Here is a 15,494-nt window from a genome sequence, read left to right as displayed (position 1 = left end):
GGCCCCCCGCAGGCTGCTCAGCCGCGGACGGCCGCCGCCTCGCGCAGCAGGCCCGCCACGATGCCGACGCCGTCGCGGGTCAGCACCGACTCGGGGTGGAACTGGAGGCCGGCGAAGCCGGGCCCGCGCAGCGCGTGGACGTCCCCGGTGGCGGCGTCCCGGGCGACCTCGACGCCCCGGGCGGCGAGCCGGGCCGCGTCGGCGTCCGAGCAGCGCGCGGTGAACGTGTTGTAGAAGCCGACGGTGTGCTTGGTGCCGAACAGATCGATGCTCTCCTGCGCGCCCTGGTACGGGACGTCCTTGCGGCCCAGCGCCAGCCCGAGCTCACCGCAGAGCAGCTGGTGGCTGAGGCAGACCGCGAGCAGCGGCGCGGTGCGGGCTCCGGACCGGACGGCTGCCAGGGCGTCCGCGACGACCGGCCGCAGCAGGGCCATCTTGGGGTCGTCGGCGAGCGCCGGGTCGCCGGGCCCGGGGCCCAGCACCAGCGGCCCGCGGTGCGCCGCCAGCAGGGCGGGCAGCCCGGGCGCGTCGTAGCGGACGACGCTGACCTGGTGGCCGATCGAGGTGAGCAGGTGGGCGAGCATCGAGGTGAAGGTGTCCTCGCCGTCGACCACCAGGGTCGGCGCGGGCTCGGTGACCACGGTCGGTGTCTGCATCCGCAGCCAGAACGGGGCGAGGTCGGCCCGCCGGGCGTCCAGGGCGGCCTGGACGCGGTGGTCGTCGGCCAGCCGGGGGCCGGTGGGGCCGGGCAGCCGGGCGGGCGCGGGCCGGGCGCCGATCGCGGTGAGCACCCCGGCGGCCTTGGCGTGGGTCTCGGCGACCTCGGACTCGGGGACGGAGTGGCGGACCAGCGTGGCGCCGACCCGGACGACCAGGCGGCCGGTGGCCGGGTCGATGTCGGCGGTGCGGATGCAGATCGGCGAGTCCAGCAGCTGTCCGCCGCTGGCGGAGCGGCCGATCAGGGCGAGCGCGCCGGAGTAGTAGCCGCGCCCTCCGGGCTCGTACCGCTTGATGACCCGGGTGGCGTTCTGCACCGGGCTGCCGGTGACGGTGGCGGCGAACATCGTCTCGCGGAGCACCTCGCGGACGTCCAGCGAGGTGCGTCCGCGCAGCTCGTACTCGGTGTGGGCGAGGTGGGACATCTCCTTGAGCCGGGGCCCGAGCACCTGGCCGCCGAGGTCGCCGACCGTGCACATCATCTTGAGCTCTTCGTCGACGACCATCGTCAGTTCCTCCAGCTCCTTGGGGTCGTGGAGGAACCGGAGCAGCGAGTCGATGTCCGAGCCGCCGGTCGGATAGCGGTAGGTGCCGGAGATCGGGTTCATCACGACGGTGCCGCCGCTCTGGCGGACGTGCACCTCGGGGGAGGCGCCGACCAGGACGCGTTCTCCGGTGTGCACCAGGAAGGTCCAGTAGGCGCCGCGCTCCTGCTCCAGCAGCCGCCGGAACAGGGTGAGCGCGAGTGCGGGCGAGAAGTTCTCCAGGGTGGCGCCGAAGTCGCGCCGGATCACGAAGTTGGCGCCCTCGCCGTTGCCGATCTCCTCCTCGATCACCCGGCGGACGATCGCGGCGTACGCCTCGTCGTCGATGTCGAACGAGCCGCCGGTGAGCGAGACCGGCGACTGCGGCAGGGCGGCGGCGAGTTCGGCCAGCGGCAGGGTGTGCTGTTCGGCCACCGAGAGGGCCTGCAGCGGGGTCCCGTCGTCGTGCGCCTCGAAGCCGCGCTCGCGGATCTGCCGGTACGGGACGAGCGCGAGCAGGTCGTGGACGGGGCCGTCGGCCGGGACGCCGGTGCGGACCGGCAGGTCGGCGAGGTTCCGGTAGCTGTCGACGGTGCCCACCAGCACCTCGACGGTGTCCGGGGCGAGCCGGGGGGTGCGGCGGTGCAGCAGGGCGAACGCGGGCGCGTCGGGAGCGGTGAGGCGGGCGAGCAGGTCGGCGGTGGCGGTCACGGAGCGGCTTCCTTCCGGGGGACTGGTGAGGTGCGGTGCTGGGATCCGCTCCCGGAGGGCCGTCTGCGCATACGCCGACGGCCGCCCCGAGGGGCGGCCGTCGTGTTCGTCTAGGAACGCGCGATCGGTGGGCCACCCTTGGGGGAGGCCCACCACCAGGAGTGGGTGCGGGGCGCGTGCATGGTTCGAGCGTAGCGGATCGTGCGGGGAGGGTGAGCCCGGTCACGTGTTTGTCCGAGTTATGTCTCACCCCTCGGGCAATGGTCACGAATCGCTCGGGTCACCCCGTAGCCTTGGTGGTGTGACCGTGACGACTGAGACATCGAGGACTGACCGCTCCTGGCAGTCCCTGCCCGCGGCGCAGCAGCCTGAATGGCCGGACCAAGAGGCTCTGCGCAAGACCCTTGCCGAGCTCGCCTCCTATCCGCCGCTCGTGTTCGCCGGCGAGTGCGACCAGCTGCGCGCCCGGCTCGGCGCCGTGGCGCGCGGGGAGGCCTTCCTGCTGCAGGGCGGTGACTGTGCCGAGGCCTTCGACGGCGTCTCGGCGGAGCACATCCGCAACAAGCTGAAGACCCTGCTGCAGATGGCCGCCGTGCTGACGTACGCGGCCTCGGTGCCGGTCGTGAAGGTGGGCCGGATCGCCGGCCAGTACTCCAAGCCGCGCTCCAAGTCGACCGAGACCCGCGACGGCGTGACGCTGCCGGTCTACCGCGGCGACTCGGTGAACGGCTTCGAGTTCACCCCCGAGTCCCGCATCCCGGACCCGGAGCGCCTCAAGCGGATGTACAACGCGTCCGCCGCGACGCTGAACCTGGTGCGCGCGTTCACCACCGGTGGCTACGCGGACCTGCGCCAGGTGCACGCCTGGAACCAGGACTTCGTGCGCAACTCGCCGGCCGGCCAGCGCTACGAGCAGCTCGCCCGGGAGATCGACAACGCCCTGGCGTTCATGAACGCCTGCGGTGTGGCGCCGGAGGAGTTCAAGACCGTCGAGTTCTTCTCCTCGCACGAGGCGCTGATCCTCGACTACGAGACCGCGCTGACCCGCGTGGACTCGCGCACCGGCGAGCTGTACGACGTCTCCGGCCACATGGTGTGGATCGGCGAGCGCACCCGCCAGCTGGACCACGCGCACATCGAGTTCGCCTCGAAGGTCCGCAACCCGATCGGCGTCAAGCTCGGCCCGACCACCTCGGTCGACGAGGCACTGACCCTGATCGAGAAGCTGGACCCGGAGCGCGAGCCCGGCCGCCTCACCTTCATCACCCGGATGGGTGCGGGCAAGGTCCGCGACCACCTGCCCACCCTGGTGGAGAAGGTCACCGCGTCCGGCGCCCAGCCGGTGTGGATCTGCGACCCGATGCACGGCAACACCTTCGAGGCCTCCAGCGGCCACAAGACCCGCAGCTTCGACGACGTGCTCGACGAGGTCAAGGGCTTCTTCGAGGTGCACCGCGCGCTGGGCACCCACCCGGGTGGCATCCACGTGGAGCTGACCGGCGACGACGTGACCGAGTGCGTCGGCGGTGGCGACGAGGTGCTGGTCGACGACCTGCACCAGCGCTACGAGACGGCCTGCGACCCGCGGCTCAACCGCAGCCAGTCGCTGGACCTGGCGTTCCTGGTGGCGGAGATGTACCGCGGCCAGTGAGCTGCCACGGGAGCTGCCACGGGTGAGCCGCCGCCGGCGGGTCACCGGTGAACGAATGTGACGAAAGCCCCTCCGGATTCGGGGTCCCCGAGCCCGGAGGGGCTTTTTCGTGCCCGGATCGCCGGGTAAGGTGAGGCTTAGTGAAGTAAGGCAAGCCTTAGTCAAGATCGTTCCGCCAGTCGGCGCCGCACCACCCTGGAGAGTCCGCGATGTACGTGTGCATGTGCCATGCGGTCACCGAGGACCAGGTGAAGAAGGCGATCGACGCCGGGGCCGGCACCCCGCGCCAGATCGCCCGGGGCTGCAAGGCCGGCACCGACTGCGGATCCTGCGTCCGCCGGATCCAGGCCCTGCTCGGCGAGCACGGCGCCCGGCCCTGCCCGACCGCCCGCCTCGCCGCGAAGCTCGGCCTGGCCGACCCGCAGGACCAGGCCGCGTCCGCGCCGGCGGCCACCGTGACTCAGGCCGCCCCGACCCCGGTCGCCCCGCTGCGCGCGGCCTGAGGGCTCAGGAGTCCGGCTGCTCGATCACCTGGGCGAGGTAGAGGGCTTCGCCGAGCTTCTCCAGGAGTTCCAGCTGGGTGTCGAGGTAGTCGATGTGGTGCTCCTCGTCGGCCAGGATGTCCTCGAAGATGTTCGCCGAGGTGACGTCGTTCTTGGCGCGCATCACCACGATCCCGCGCTTCAGCCGGTCGATCGCCTCGACCTCGATCTGGCGGTCCGCCTCGAACATCTCCTTGACCGTCTGGCCGATCCGGACGTGGAACAGCCGCTGGTAGTTCGGCAGCCCGTCCAGGAAGAGGATCCGGTCGGTGAGGGTCTCGGCGTGCTTCATCTCGTCGAAGGACTCGTGCCGGGTGTACTTGGCGAGCTTCGTCCAGCCGAAGTTCTCCTGCATCTTGGCGTGCAGGAAGTACTGGTTGATCGCGGTGAGCTCCGCGGTGAGCTGCTCGTTGAGGAACTCGATGACCTCTGGGTCGCCCTGCATGGCTGGTGCCTCCCTGCGCTACGGCCTGTTGTGACTCCTGCGCTGCGCATCCTGGCATCGAAATGGGAGAAAATTCCAGTAAGTTCACACTCACTAGGACATGTTTTGGAATATCCGATTTGAGCCGATACGGGCTCGGTCACCGGTTCTTGGGGGCGGGGCGTGTGGTCGCGCGAAGGGGCGCGCACGGCGCGTCGGCCGCCGTCTGTCACCATGGAGTCATGGGTCAGTCCGAACAAGAACCGTTTCCGCCGTCTGACCCGAGGCTCCCCCCGGGGCAGCGCGTGCAGCGCGGCTGGCCCGCCCTGCACTACGGGCCCGTACCCCGCTTCAAGCCGCTGACCTGGGACCTCCAGGTGTTCGGCGCCACCGCCTCGGCGGAGAAGCACAGCTGGGACTTCGAGGCCTTCCACGCCCTGCCGCGCACCACCGTCGTCGCCGACCTGCACTGCGTCACCAAGTTCACGCTGCTCGGCAACGAGTGGTCGGGCGTGCCGGCCGCCGCCCTCCTCGACCTGGAGCCCCCCGCGCCCGGCGTCACCCACGTGATGGTCTGGGCCGAGTACGGCTACAGCGCCAACCTGCGGCTGGCCGACTTCGCCGACCCGCGGACGATCTTCGCCACCCACCGCAACGGCGAGCCGCTGACCGCCGAGCACGGTTTCCCCGTCCGGCTGATCGTCCCCGGGCTGTACGCCTGGAAGGGCCCCAAGTGGGTCCGCGCGGTGGAGTACATGCGGGCCGACCGCCGGGGCTTCTGGGAGGAGCGCGGCTACCACAACCTCGCCGACCCGTGGCGCGAGCAGCGCTACTCCCACCAGGAGGAGCCGGGCGACGGCCCGCTGCGCTGAGGGCGGGCCGACGTTCGGAGGAATCCCCTTAGAAGAAGGGGAAGTTGACCGTCACCGCGGTGTGCTGCGGGCGCCGCTCGCCGGCCGCCGGGGACTGACTGGACACCTTGCCGGTGCCGAACAGGTTGACCCCGCTGGTCTGCATCGTGAAGCCGGCCGCCTGGAGCGCCTTCGCCGCGTCGTCCTTGCTCATCCCGGTGACGTCCGGGACGGGCACCATGCCCTTGCTGACCACCAGCGAGACCGCGGTGTTCTCCTGGAGCAGCTGCCCGGCCGCCGGCGAACTGCTGATCACCACGCCCTCCGGCACGGTGTCGTCGTACGTCCCGGTCACGCCGCCCCTGGTCAGCTGGGCCGCGGTCAGCGCGTCGGCGGCCTGGTCGGCGGTCTTCCCGGCCAGGTCCGGCACCGCGATCCGCTTGGGGCCCCTGGAGACGGTCACCGTCACGGTGTCGCTCTTGCGGGTCCGCGCGCCCACTCCGGGGTCGGTGGCGATCACCTGCCCGGCCGGGACGCTCTCGCTGAACACCTCGACGAAGCGGCCGTGCATGCCGTCCTTGTCCAGGATCCGCTGCGCCTCGGCCCGGTCCTTGCCGAGCACGCCGGGCACCGGCCCGTACAGACCTTCGGACAGCCCGTACGTCGCACCGCCGACCGCCAGCACCAGGGCGGTCAGCGCGGCGACCCAGATCAGCGGCTTGCGGGGGAGGCGGCGCAGCAGGCCGGGCCGGCGCCCGCGCACCGGGGTCGGCTCGTCGTACGGGCGCGGCTCGACCAGCAGCTGGTCCAGCAGCTCCGCCGGCACGTCCAGCACGCTGGTGGGCTCCGGCGCCCCGGCGGCGGGCCCCGCCGGCTGCTGGATCACCGAGGTCGGCTCGCTGGTCGGGTAGCGCGGGCTGGGCCGGGTGGAGGCCGGCGGCTCGGCGTCCAGCTCGGCCGGGGTGAGCGTGCGGCGGATCCGCTGGAGGGCGGCGAGCAGTTCGACCGCGTCGTACGGGCGGGCCTCGGCCGTCCGGGCGCAGGCGCCGGCCACTATGGCGTCCAGCCCGGGGCCGACGGCCGGGGCGATCAGCGAGGGGGCGGGGACGTCCTCGTGCAGGTGCTTGTACATCACCTGGACGGGGTTGTCGCCGGTGTGCGGGCGGCGGCCGGTGAGCATCTCGTAGAGCAGGATGCCGGCCGCGTAGACGTCGACCCGCTGGTCGGTGGGGGCGTCCGGGAGGATCTGCTCGGGGGCCAGGTAGGAGACGGTGCCGAGGACCGTGCCGCCGGTCGCGGTGCTGGTCGAGGTGGGCGCGCCGTCGGCGGTGCCGAGGACCCGGACCAGGCCGAAGTCGGCGACCTTGACCAGCCCGTCCTCGGTGATCAGCACGTTCTCCGGCTTGACGTCCCGGTGCACCAGCCCGGCCCGGTGGGCGGCGCCGAGGGCGGCCAGCACCGGCTCCAGCACGTCCAGCGCGGCCCGCACGGACAGTGCGCCGCGGTCGCGCAGCAGGTCCCGCAGGGTGCGGCCGGGCACGTACTCCATGGCGAGGAAGACGTTGGCGCCGTCCGCGCCCTGGTCGAAGACGTTCACCACGTTCGGGTGGGAGAGCCGGGCGACGGCCTTGGCCTCGCGGATGAACCGGGCGGTGAAGCCGTCGTCCCCGGCCAGCGCGGGGTGCATCACCTTGAGGGCGACGACCCGGTCCAGCCGGGTGTCGGTGCCCTTGTAGACGGTGGACATCCCGCCGGTCGCGATGCGCTGCTCGACCCGGTACCGGCCGTCGAGCAGGGTACCGATCAGGGGGTCGTGCAGTGCCATGTCCACCCGGAGAGTCTAGGGCCGCAGGCGGCAGCCGGACCCGGAGGACATCGCCTCCGGGCCCGGCTGTGCCCGGTTTGTGACACGGCACACGCGGGTGGGTGCCGGGCGCCAGGGCGTCAGAACGCCGGGTGCTCGCGGGTGTCCAGCTCCGCCCGGCCGGCCATCGCCGAGGAGGCCTCGGCGTGGAACCGGCGCGGGATGCGGCCGGCCCGGTGGGCGAACCGGCCCGCCTCGGCGGCGTGCCGCATCGCCTCGGCCATCAGCACCGGGTCCTGCGCCCTGGTCACCGCGGAGGCGAGCATCACCGCCGCGCAGCCCAGCTCCATCGCCAGCGCGACGTCCGAGGCGGTGCCGGCGCCCGCGTCCAGGATCACCGGGACGCCCGCGTCCTCCACGATCAGCTGGAAGTTGTGCGGGTTGCGGATGCCCAGGCCGGAGCCGATCGGCGAGCCCAGCGGCATGATCGCCGCGCAGCCGACGTCCTCCAGCTTGCGGGCCAGCACCGGGTCGTCGTTGGTGTACGGCAGCACCGTGAAGCCGTCGTCGACCAGGGTCTCGGCGGCGTCCAGCAGCTCGATCGGGTCCGGCAGGAGGGTCCGCTCGTCGGCGATCACCTCCAGCTTCACCCAGTCGGTGCCGAGCGCCTCGCGGGCCAGCCGGGCGGTCAGCACGGCCTCCCCGGCGGTGAAGCAGCCCGCCGTGTTGGGCAGCACCCGGATGCCGTTGCGGGTCAGCACGTCCAGGACGGAGCCCTGGGTGCCGGCGTCGACCCGGCGCATCGCCACGGTGGTCAGCTCGGTGCCGGAGGCCAGCAGCGCCCGTTCCAGGATCTCCAGGCTGGGTGCGCCGCCGGTGCCCATGATCAGCCGGGAGCCGAAGGACTCCCCGGCGATGGTCAGCAGGTCGTCAGCCATGTCAGCCTCCCTGGACGGCGGTGAGGATCTCGATCCGGTCGCCCGCCGACAGTTCCGTGGCCGGCCACGAACTGCGCGGCACCACGGCCTCGTTGAGGGCGGCGGCGACGCCGCTGTGGGCGGCGCTGAGGGTGGCCACCACCTCCGCGAGGGTGGTCGTGGCGGACACCCGGCGGGGCTCGCCGTTGACGGTCAGCCCGATCTCGGCCGGCGTGGTCTGGGCCGGTGTGATCTGGGCCGGTGTGGTCTGGGGTGGTGCGATCTCGGTCATGCGGAGGCCTTCGTGGTGGAGCGGTCGGGGGAGAACCGGGTGGGTGTGAACGGCTGTGCAAGCTCGGGGAGTTCGCCGGTCGCCAGGTACTCGGCGAGCAGGTCGGCGGTCACCGGGGTGAGCAGCACGCCGTTGCGGTAGTGGCCGGTGGCGGCGACCAGCCCGGGCAGCGCGGTCGGGCCCAGCAGCGGGGCGTTGTCCGGCGAGCCGGGACGCAGCCCGGCCGAGGTCTCCAGCAGCAGGAGTTCGGTGATGCCCGGCACCAACTCGTGGGCGTCGCGCAGCAGTTCGTACACCCCGCCGGCGGTGACCGTGGTGTCGTAGCCCTGCTCCTCGGTGGTCGCGCCGATCACCAGCTCGCCGTTCTCCCGGGGCACCAGGTACAGGTGCTGTCCGCGCACCACCGCGCGGACGTTGCGGGACAGGAACGGCCGGTACGCCTCGGGGATCCGCAGCCGCAGGATCTGCCCCTTCACCGGGCGGACGGCCGGCAGCACGCCCTCCGGCAGCCCGGGCAGCCGGTGGCTGTGCGGGCCGGCCGCGAGCACCACCTGGTCGGCCCTCCGGGTCTCGCCGGTGCCGAGCCGGGCGCCGACCGCGCGGCCGTCCTCGACCAGCAGCCCGACGGCCTCGGCCCGGTGGAGCACGACCCCGGCGAGCTCGCAGGCGGCCACCAGGGCGGTCAGCAGCCGGCGGGGATCCACCTGGTGGTCGTCCGCGACGTGCAGGCCGCCGCGCACGCCGGGGGCGAGCATCGGCTCCAGCCTGCGGGCCTCCCGGCCGGTCAGCCAGGCCGAGTCCAGGCCGAGCCGCTGGTGGAAGGCGTGCAACTCGCGCAGTTCCTCGCGGTCGTCGGAGTCCAGCGCGACGGCGATCGTGCCGCACCGGCGGTACCCGGTGTCCAGGCCGCCGCTCGCCTCGGTGAGCTCGGCGGCGAAGTCCCCGTACCGCTGGTTGGAGGCCATGCCGAGGCGCAGCAGCGGCTCCTCGCCGTACTGCAGCTCGGTGACCGGGGCGAGCATCCCGGCCGCGACCCCGGCCGCCCCGCCGCCGGGGGAGGGGTCGACCACGACGATGTTCCCCAGCCCGCGCCGCGCGGCGCGCCAGGCGACGGCGAGGCCGATGACGCCCCCGCCGATCACCAGCACGTCGGCGTGGGTTTCCTCGGGCAAGCGTGACAAGGCTGCTCTTCTCCCTTCGCCGGAATGACCCGGATCAGGTTCGGACGGTCGCGGGCCGTGCCAGCCCGCCTCTCAGCCCGGTACGCCGGGCTCCCGTGATGGTGCCCCCACCATAACGCCGGGGGCGGGCCCGGCCGAAGGCCCGTACGCGGGGTGGACGGGCCGGTGGCCCCGGCAGGGCGCTGAGTACAGTGACGGGCGTGGCAGAGCTGAACGGAACGGATCAGGTGGTCGTCGTCGGGGCCGGGCTGGCCGGGGCGCAGTGCGCCCTGAAGCTGCGGCAGGGTGGCTGGCGGGGGCGGATCACGCTGGTCGGGGAGGAGCCGCACGCGCCGTACGACCGGCCGCCGCTCTCCAAGGACGTGCTGCTCGGCAAGGCCGACGCCACCACCCTGGACATCGACTACCCGCACCTGGGCATCGAACTGCTCACCGGCCGCCGCGCCACCGGCCTCGCCCCCGGCGTGCTGCACACCGACGCCGGCGACCTCCCCTACGACGCCCTGGTGATCGCCACCGGCGCCACCCCGCGCGCCCTGCCCGGCGCCGAGCGCGCGCACCTGCTGCACACCCTGGACGACGCGCTGGCGCTGCGCGCCCTGCTGCGGCCCGGCCTGCGGCTGGTGCTGGTCGGCGCGGGCTGGATCGGCGCCGAGGTGTCCACCGCCGCCCGCGCGGCCGGCTGCGAGGTGACGGTGGTCGAGGCGGGCCCGGCGCCCGTCCCCGGCGCGCTGCCGGCCGAGGTCGGTTCGGCGATGGCCGCCTGGTACGCCGAGGCCGGTGTCGACCTGCGCTGCGGGGTCGGCGTGGCCGCCGTCGAGGAGGGCGCGGTGCTGCTGGCGGACGGCTCGCACCTGCCCGCCGACGAGGTCGTGGTCGGCGTCGGCGCCCGGCCCGCGACGGGCTGGCTGGCCGGTTCCGGCGTCGAGCTGGACGGCACCGGCGCCGTCCTGGTGGACGGGCGGCTGCGCACCGGCCTGCCCGGCGTCTTCGCGGCCGGGGACTGCGTCAGCTACCCGTCCGCCCGTTCCGGCGCCCGGCTGGCCGTCCAGCACTGGGACCACGCGTTGCAGTCCGGCGAGGCCGTGGCGGCCGCCGTCCTCGGCGCGGACGCGCCGCCGTACGACCCGGTGCCGTACTTCTGGTCGGAGCAGTTCGGGCGGATGGTCCAGTACGCCGGGCGGCACGCCGAGGGCGACGAACTGCTGTGGCGCGGCGGCCCGCAGGACGCCTCCTGGACGGCGCTCTGGCTGCGCGACGGGGTGCCGAGCGCGCTGCTGGCCGTCGACCGGCCGCGCGACCTCACCCAGGGCCGCCGGCTGATCGAGCGCGGCACCGCGCTGGACCGGGCCCGCGCGGCGGACCCCTCGGTGCCGCTGAAGTCGGCGGTCGCGGGGTAGCGGCTGGTGCGCGGGGGGCTGTGGAGGTGGCAGTCTGGTGGCGTGAGTGAGATTGAAAGCAAGATTGAAGCCCTGGTTTCCGAGTGGATGTACCTGCCCGACATCTCGGAGCAGTGGGGGGTGCGCGTCACCGAGGTGCGCGACCTGGTCCGCAGCGGCGGGCTGATCGCCGTCCGGCGGGGCCCCAACAAGTCGCTGCAGGTCCCTGCGGCGTTCATCGACGGCCAGGGGCTGGTCAAGCACCTGTCCGGCACCCTGACCGTGCTGCGCGACTGCGGGTACAACGACGTGGAGATCCTGGAGTGGCTCTTCACCGAGGACCCGTCGCTGCCCGGCAGCCCGATCCAGGCGCTGCAGGAGAACCGCGGCACCGAGGTCAAGCGGCGCGCCCAGGCGATGCTGATCTGATGGCGGCGGACGCACCGCGCCGGCGGCTGGCCGACGCCCGGCTGTACCTGTGCACCGACGCCCGCCGGGAGCAGGGCGACCTCGCCCAGTTCCTGGACGCGGCGCTGGCGGGCGGGGTGGACATCGTCCAGCTCCGGGACAAGGGCCTGGAGGCCAAGCAGGAGCTGGCGGCCCTGGAGGTCTTCGCGGACGCCTGCCGCCGCCACGGCAAGCTGCTGGCCGTCAACGACCGCGCCGACGTCGCGCACGCGGCCCGGCCGGACGTGCTGCACCTCGGGCAGGACGACCTGCCGGTGCCGGCCGCCCGGGCGATCCTCGGTGACGAGGTGCTGATCGGCCGGTCCTGCCACGCCGAGTCCGAGGTGGACGCGGCGCTCGCCGAGCCCGGCGTGGACTACTTCTGCACGGGCCCGGTCTGGCCGACCCCGACCAAGCCGGGCCGCCCGGCGCCGGGCCTCGGCCTGGTCTCGTACGCGGCGAAGCAGAGCACCGACCGGCCGTGGTTCGCCATCGGCGGCATCGACCTCGGCAACCTCGACGAGGTGCTGGCCGCCGGCGCCCGCCGGATCGTCGTGGTCCGTGCCATCACGGCCGCCGACGACCCGCAGGCCGCCGCAGCCGAGCTCGCCCGGCGGGTGCGCTCGGCCTGACGGCCCCGGGGGCCGTCACCGTTCTCCGTACCTGCGGATCCCCCTGCGTGCGGATCTCAGTACTTGCGGACGGTGGCGGCCTCGGCCAGGGCCAGCAGCACCGTGCGGGCCTGCTCGTCGGCCAGCGGCGCCGCCTCCAGCGCGGCCAGGGACTGCCGCATCAGCTCGTCGATCCGGCGCTCCACCCGCTCGGGCGCGCCGCTGCGGGCCACCAGGTCGCGCAGCCCGGTGACCTCCTCGGGCACCAGGTCCGGCGCGCCGAGCCGCTCGTCCAGGTGCCGGGCGTCGGCGGCCGGCAGGCCCCGCATCGCGTGCGCCACCAGCAGGGTGCGCTTGCCCTCGCGCAGGTCGTCCCCGGCCGGCTTGCCGGTGACCGCCGGATCGCCGAAGACGCCGAGCAGGTCGTCCCGCAGCTGGAAGGCCTCGCCCAGCGGCAGCCCGAACGCCCCCAGCGCCGCCACCAGCTCCGGGCCGGCCCCGGCCAGCAGCGCGCCGACCTGGAGGGGGCGCTCGATCGTGTACTTCGCCGACTTGTAGTGCAGCACCGTCTGCGCCCGGTCGAGCGCGCCCTCGTCGGCGGAGTCGCCGGCCACCGGCTCCAGGACGTCCAGGTACTGGCCGACCATGACCTCGGTGCGCATCAGGTCGAACACCGGCTTGGCGGCCAGCACGGCGGCCGGCTCCAGGCCCGAGCGCAGGAACAGCTCGTCGCACCAGATCAGCAGCAGGTCGCCGAGCAGCACCGCCGCCGAGGCGCCGTACTGCTCGCGGTCGCCGCGCCAGCCGTTCGCCCGGTGCAGCGCCTCGAAGCGGCGGTGGATCGAGGGCAGGCCGCGGCGGGTGTCGCTGCGGTCCATCAGGTCGTCGTGCACCAGGGCGCTCGCCTGGAGCAGTTCCAGCGCGGCCGCCGCGTTCGCGATGCCCTCGTCGCCGGCCGGGCCGCCGGCGCCGCGCCAGCCCCAGTAGCAGAAGGCCGGGCGCAGCCGCTTGCCGCCGTCCAGCAGGAAGTCGCGCAGGGCGTCGGCGGCGGGCACGAGCTGCGGGGAGATCTTGTCCAACAGGGCGGACTGGCCGTCCATGAACGCGGCGAGGGCGGCGTTGACGCGCGCGCGGACGTCCTCCACGTCTATGGGGTTGGCCGGCCGGTTGCTGGACGAGGTCACGATGAGGCTCCGCTGGTTCGCTGGGGTGCAGCAAGCGTAGCGGGGTAGCCGGGAACGAATGTGCGAGCGGGCGTGCGCGCGGGCGTGCGGGCGCACCCGGCGCGGGCCCCGAACGCCGGTCGGAATCCGACGGACCACCGGACGGAGTATCGTCCACCGCTTGTCTCAATCCGTGGTACCGAGTTGTCCGGCCCCTTCGAACGCCGGATAACCTGCCAGCATGGCACTCGGCATCGCTTCCACCAGACCGGACCGCGCACTGACGGTCCGCGAACTCCTGGCAGCCGGAAAGCGGTCCTTCTCCTTCGAGTTCATGCCCCCGCGCACCGAGGTCGGCGAGCAGAGACTCTGGGACGCCATCCGCCGGCTCGAACCGCTGGACCCCAACTTCGTCTGCATGACGTACGGCGCGGGCGGCTCCTCGCGCGAGCGCACCGTCAACATGGTCGGCCGGATCGCCACCGAGACCACGCTGACCCCGGTCGCTCACCTGACCGCCGTCGACCACTCGATCGCCGAACTGCGCAACATCATCGGCCAGTACGCCGACCAGGGCGTGCGCAACGTCCTCGCGGTCCGGGGGGACCCGCCCGGCGACCCGATGGGCGAGTGGGTCAAGCACCCCGACGGCGTCACGTACGCGTACGAGCTGGTCGAGCTGATCAAGGGCATCGGCGACTTCTGCGTCGGCGTCGCCGCCTCGCCGAACATGCACCCGCGCTCCACCGACTGGGACGAGGACATCCGGCACTTCGTCGGCAAGGTCCGGGCGGGCGCCGACTACGCGATCACCCAGATGTTCTTCGAGGTCGACGACTACCTGCGGCTGCGCGACCGGGTCACCGCCGCCGGCTGCGAGACGCCGATCATCCCGGAGATCATGCCGGTCACCAACGCCAAGCAGTTGGAACGCTTCCCCCAGCTGAGCGGCTCCGCCTTCCCCGCCGACCTGGAGGCCCGGCTGCGGGCCGCCGTCGACGACCCGGCGGCGCTGCGCGCGATCGGCATGGAACACGCCACCGCGATGGCCGAACGCCTCCTCGCCGAGGGCGCGCCCGGCCTGCACTTCATCACGCTCAACCACTCCACGGCGACGCTGGAGATCTACCAGAACCTCGGCCTGCACCAGCGCCACGCGTAGGCCCCGTCGGGGGTCCTGTGCCGGGCCGATCGGGCCCGCGGGCCAAGACGTTCACCGGCCCGTCACCGCCCCGACGGTGACGGGCTCGGTCGTGTGCGCCCCGGCCGCGACCGGCGGGAACGCGATGCGGTACCCCGGCCGTTGAACCGGTACAGTCGCCGCACACGCGCGGCGAGCGCGGGCACGCGACTGGAGGTAGCGGGCGGATGGGCATCGGATACCTGCTGCTGTACGTCGCGTTGGCGGTGGTGGCGCTCTGGCTGGTCGCCGAGGTCCTGCTGCAGAACCGGGCCCCGCTGCACTGGCGGGCCCTCGCCCTGGTCGGCTTCCTCGCAGTGGCCGCCGGCATGGTGCTCGGCTCCGTCCCGGTGATCGGCGCCGGCGCCGCCCTCTTCGCGGCCGGCCAGAGCTTCGTCACCCTCTCCGTCAAGCGCGGCTACCGGGCCGGCTGGTCGCTGCGCAAGGCCGACGGCTCGCTGCCCGGCCCGCTCGCCAAGGTGCCCCTGCTCGGCGCCCTCACCGGCGGCGCGGCCGCCGTGGCCGCGGTCGAGGCCACCGACAAGCGGATCGGTGAGGTCAGCGCCGTCGAGGAGGCCCCGGTCGCCGCCCCCGCCCCGGTTGCCGAGGACGTCCCCGAGGTCGAGCAGACCGCCGCCTTCGAGATGCGGGAACTCGCCCAGGACGGCGTCTACGCGCCCGCCTACTACGAGCAGCAGCAGGCGCAGGCGCCGCACGACCCCTACGCCGAGGCCTACCAGTCCGGCTACGACAACGCCGCCCAGCCGCAGCCGGCCTACGAGCAGCAGCAGTGGCAGAGCCAGCAGCAGCCCGTCTTCGCCTACGACCAGGGCTACGGGGCCTACCCCCAGCAGTCCGACCCGTACAACGGCTACCCGCAGCAGGACCAGTACCAGTCCTACCCGCAGCAGCAGCCCGGCTGGGAGCAGCACCCCCAGCAGCAGTGGCAGACCCCGCAGCAGCACCCCGAGCAACACCTGGAGCAGCACCCCGGCCAGCAGCCGGGCCAGCACCCCCAGGGCATCCCGCAGCAGCAGTCCTACGACCACACCTACGGCTACCAGCAGCAGAACACCTGGCCCCAGGGCTGAGGTCCGGCG

General features: G+C 73.4%; 15 protein-coding genes and 1 riboswitch. Of the genes, 8 read left to right on the top strand and 7 right to left on the bottom strand.

Features of this window, described 5'->3' with window-relative positions; all coding sequences use genetic code 11:
• Positions 1–17: 17 nt before the first annotated feature.
• Positions 18–1,952 carry an anthranilate synthase family protein gene (locus ACIO9K_RS25505; protein WP_400333398.1) on the bottom strand — a complete coding sequence of 645 codons (1,935 nt, stop codon included), beginning with the start codon at positions 1,950–1,952 and terminating at the stop codon, positions 18–20.
• Positions 1,953–2,193: 241 nt separating this feature from the next.
• Here ACIO9K_RS25505 and ACIO9K_RS25500 point away from each other — a divergent pair, with 241 nt between their 5' ends.
• A complete protein-coding gene (locus ACIO9K_RS25500) occupies positions 2,194–3,603 on the top strand; it encodes a class II 3-deoxy-7-phosphoheptulonate synthase (protein WP_400333395.1) in 1,410 nt (469 codons plus the stop codon).
• Positions 3,604–3,812: 209 nt separating this feature from the next.
• Complete coding sequence (locus tag ACIO9K_RS25495) at positions 3,813–4,106, top strand: (2Fe-2S)-binding protein (protein WP_363582964.1); 294 nt, start codon at positions 3,813–3,815, stop codon at positions 4,104–4,106.
• A gap of 4 nt (positions 4,107–4,110) precedes the next feature.
• Here ACIO9K_RS25495 and bfr read toward each other — a convergent pair whose 3' ends face one another.
• Positions 4,111–4,590, bottom strand: coding sequence for a bacterioferritin (gene bfr / locus ACIO9K_RS25490; protein WP_363582962.1), 480 nt, complete (start codon positions 4,588–4,590; stop codon positions 4,111–4,113).
• Between the two features lie 221 nt (positions 4,591–4,811).
• Here bfr and ACIO9K_RS25485 point away from each other — a divergent pair, with 221 nt between their 5' ends.
• Positions 4,812–5,441, top strand: a complete 630-nt coding sequence (locus ACIO9K_RS25485) for a molybdopterin-dependent oxidoreductase (RefSeq protein WP_363618863.1) — start codon at positions 4,812–4,814, stop codon at positions 5,439–5,441.
• Between the two features lie 28 nt (positions 5,442–5,469).
• On the opposite strand, the gene pknB is transcribed toward ACIO9K_RS25485, so the two are convergent.
• The 4 genes from pknB to thiO form a co-directional block, all read right to left on the bottom strand.
• Positions 5,470–7,245, bottom strand: a complete 1,776-nt coding sequence (gene pknB, locus ACIO9K_RS25480; protein WP_363619071.1) for a Stk1 family PASTA domain-containing Ser/Thr kinase — start codon at positions 7,243–7,245, stop codon at positions 5,470–5,472.
• A gap of 119 nt (positions 7,246–7,364) precedes the next feature.
• Complete coding sequence (locus ACIO9K_RS25475) at positions 7,365–8,162, bottom strand: thiazole synthase (protein ID WP_363582958.1); 798 nt, start codon at positions 8,160–8,162, stop codon at positions 7,365–7,367.
• Position 8,163: 1 nt separating this feature from the next.
• Positions 8,164–8,433 (bottom strand): sulfur carrier protein ThiS, encoded by a 270-nt coding sequence (gene thiS / locus ACIO9K_RS25470; protein ID WP_400333390.1) that lies wholly within the window; start codon positions 8,431–8,433, stop codon positions 8,164–8,166.
• A complete protein-coding gene (gene thiO / locus ACIO9K_RS25465; RefSeq protein ID WP_400333387.1) occupies positions 8,430–9,605 on the bottom strand; it encodes a glycine oxidase ThiO in 1,176 nt (391 codons plus the stop codon). The genes thiS and thiO overlap by 4 nt, the downstream gene beginning before the upstream one ends.
• 3 nt (positions 9,606–9,608) lie before the next feature.
• Positions 9,609–9,721, bottom strand: a riboswitch (TPP riboswitch).
• 84 nt (positions 9,722–9,805) lie between these two features.
• Between thiO and ACIO9K_RS25460 the strand changes: the two genes are divergently transcribed.
• The 3 genes from ACIO9K_RS25460 to thiE are packed head-to-tail and all read left to right on the top strand — an operon-like array spanning position 9,806 to position 12,072.
• Complete coding sequence (locus ACIO9K_RS25460) at positions 9,806–11,014, top strand: FAD-dependent oxidoreductase (RefSeq protein ID WP_363582952.1); 1,209 nt, start codon at positions 9,806–9,808, stop codon at positions 11,012–11,014.
• A 42-nt stretch (positions 11,015–11,056) separates the two neighbouring features.
• Complete coding sequence (locus ACIO9K_RS25455) at positions 11,057–11,422, top strand: Rv2175c family DNA-binding protein (protein WP_350884398.1); 366 nt, start codon at positions 11,057–11,059, stop codon at positions 11,420–11,422.
• Positions 11,422–12,072, top strand: coding sequence for a thiamine phosphate synthase (gene thiE / locus ACIO9K_RS25450; protein ID WP_363628785.1), 651 nt, complete (start codon positions 11,422–11,424; stop codon positions 12,070–12,072). Before ACIO9K_RS25455 ends, thiE begins: the two co-directional genes overlap by 1 nt.
• 56 nt (positions 12,073–12,128) lie before the next feature.
• On the opposite strand, the gene ACIO9K_RS25445 is transcribed toward thiE, so the two are convergent.
• Entirely contained in the window at positions 12,129–13,235 is a 1,107-nt protein-coding gene (locus tag ACIO9K_RS25445) for a polyprenyl synthetase family protein (protein WP_400333381.1), read from the bottom strand.
• A gap of 220 nt (positions 13,236–13,455) precedes the next feature.
• Here ACIO9K_RS25445 and metF point away from each other — a divergent pair, with 220 nt between their 5' ends.
• Together metF and ACIO9K_RS25435 are read left to right on the top strand one after the other, a co-directional pair.
• Positions 13,456–14,376, top strand: a complete 921-nt coding sequence (gene metF, locus ACIO9K_RS25440; RefSeq protein ID WP_363618869.1) for a methylenetetrahydrofolate reductase [NAD(P)H] — start codon at positions 13,456–13,458, stop codon at positions 14,374–14,376.
• 206 nt (positions 14,377–14,582) lie between these two features.
• Positions 14,583–15,485 (top strand): hypothetical protein, encoded by a 903-nt coding sequence (locus ACIO9K_RS25435; RefSeq protein ID WP_363618870.1) that lies wholly within the window; start codon positions 14,583–14,585, stop codon positions 15,483–15,485.
• The last annotated feature ends 9 nt before the right edge of the window (positions 15,486–15,494 follow it).

The organism is Kitasatospora sp. NPDC087271, assembly GCF_044744605.1.
In the GTDB taxonomy this organism is placed as follows: Bacteria; Actinomycetota; Actinomycetes; order Streptomycetales; family Streptomycetaceae; genus Kitasatospora.
This window is presented reverse-complemented; position numbering and strand designations above follow the sequence as displayed.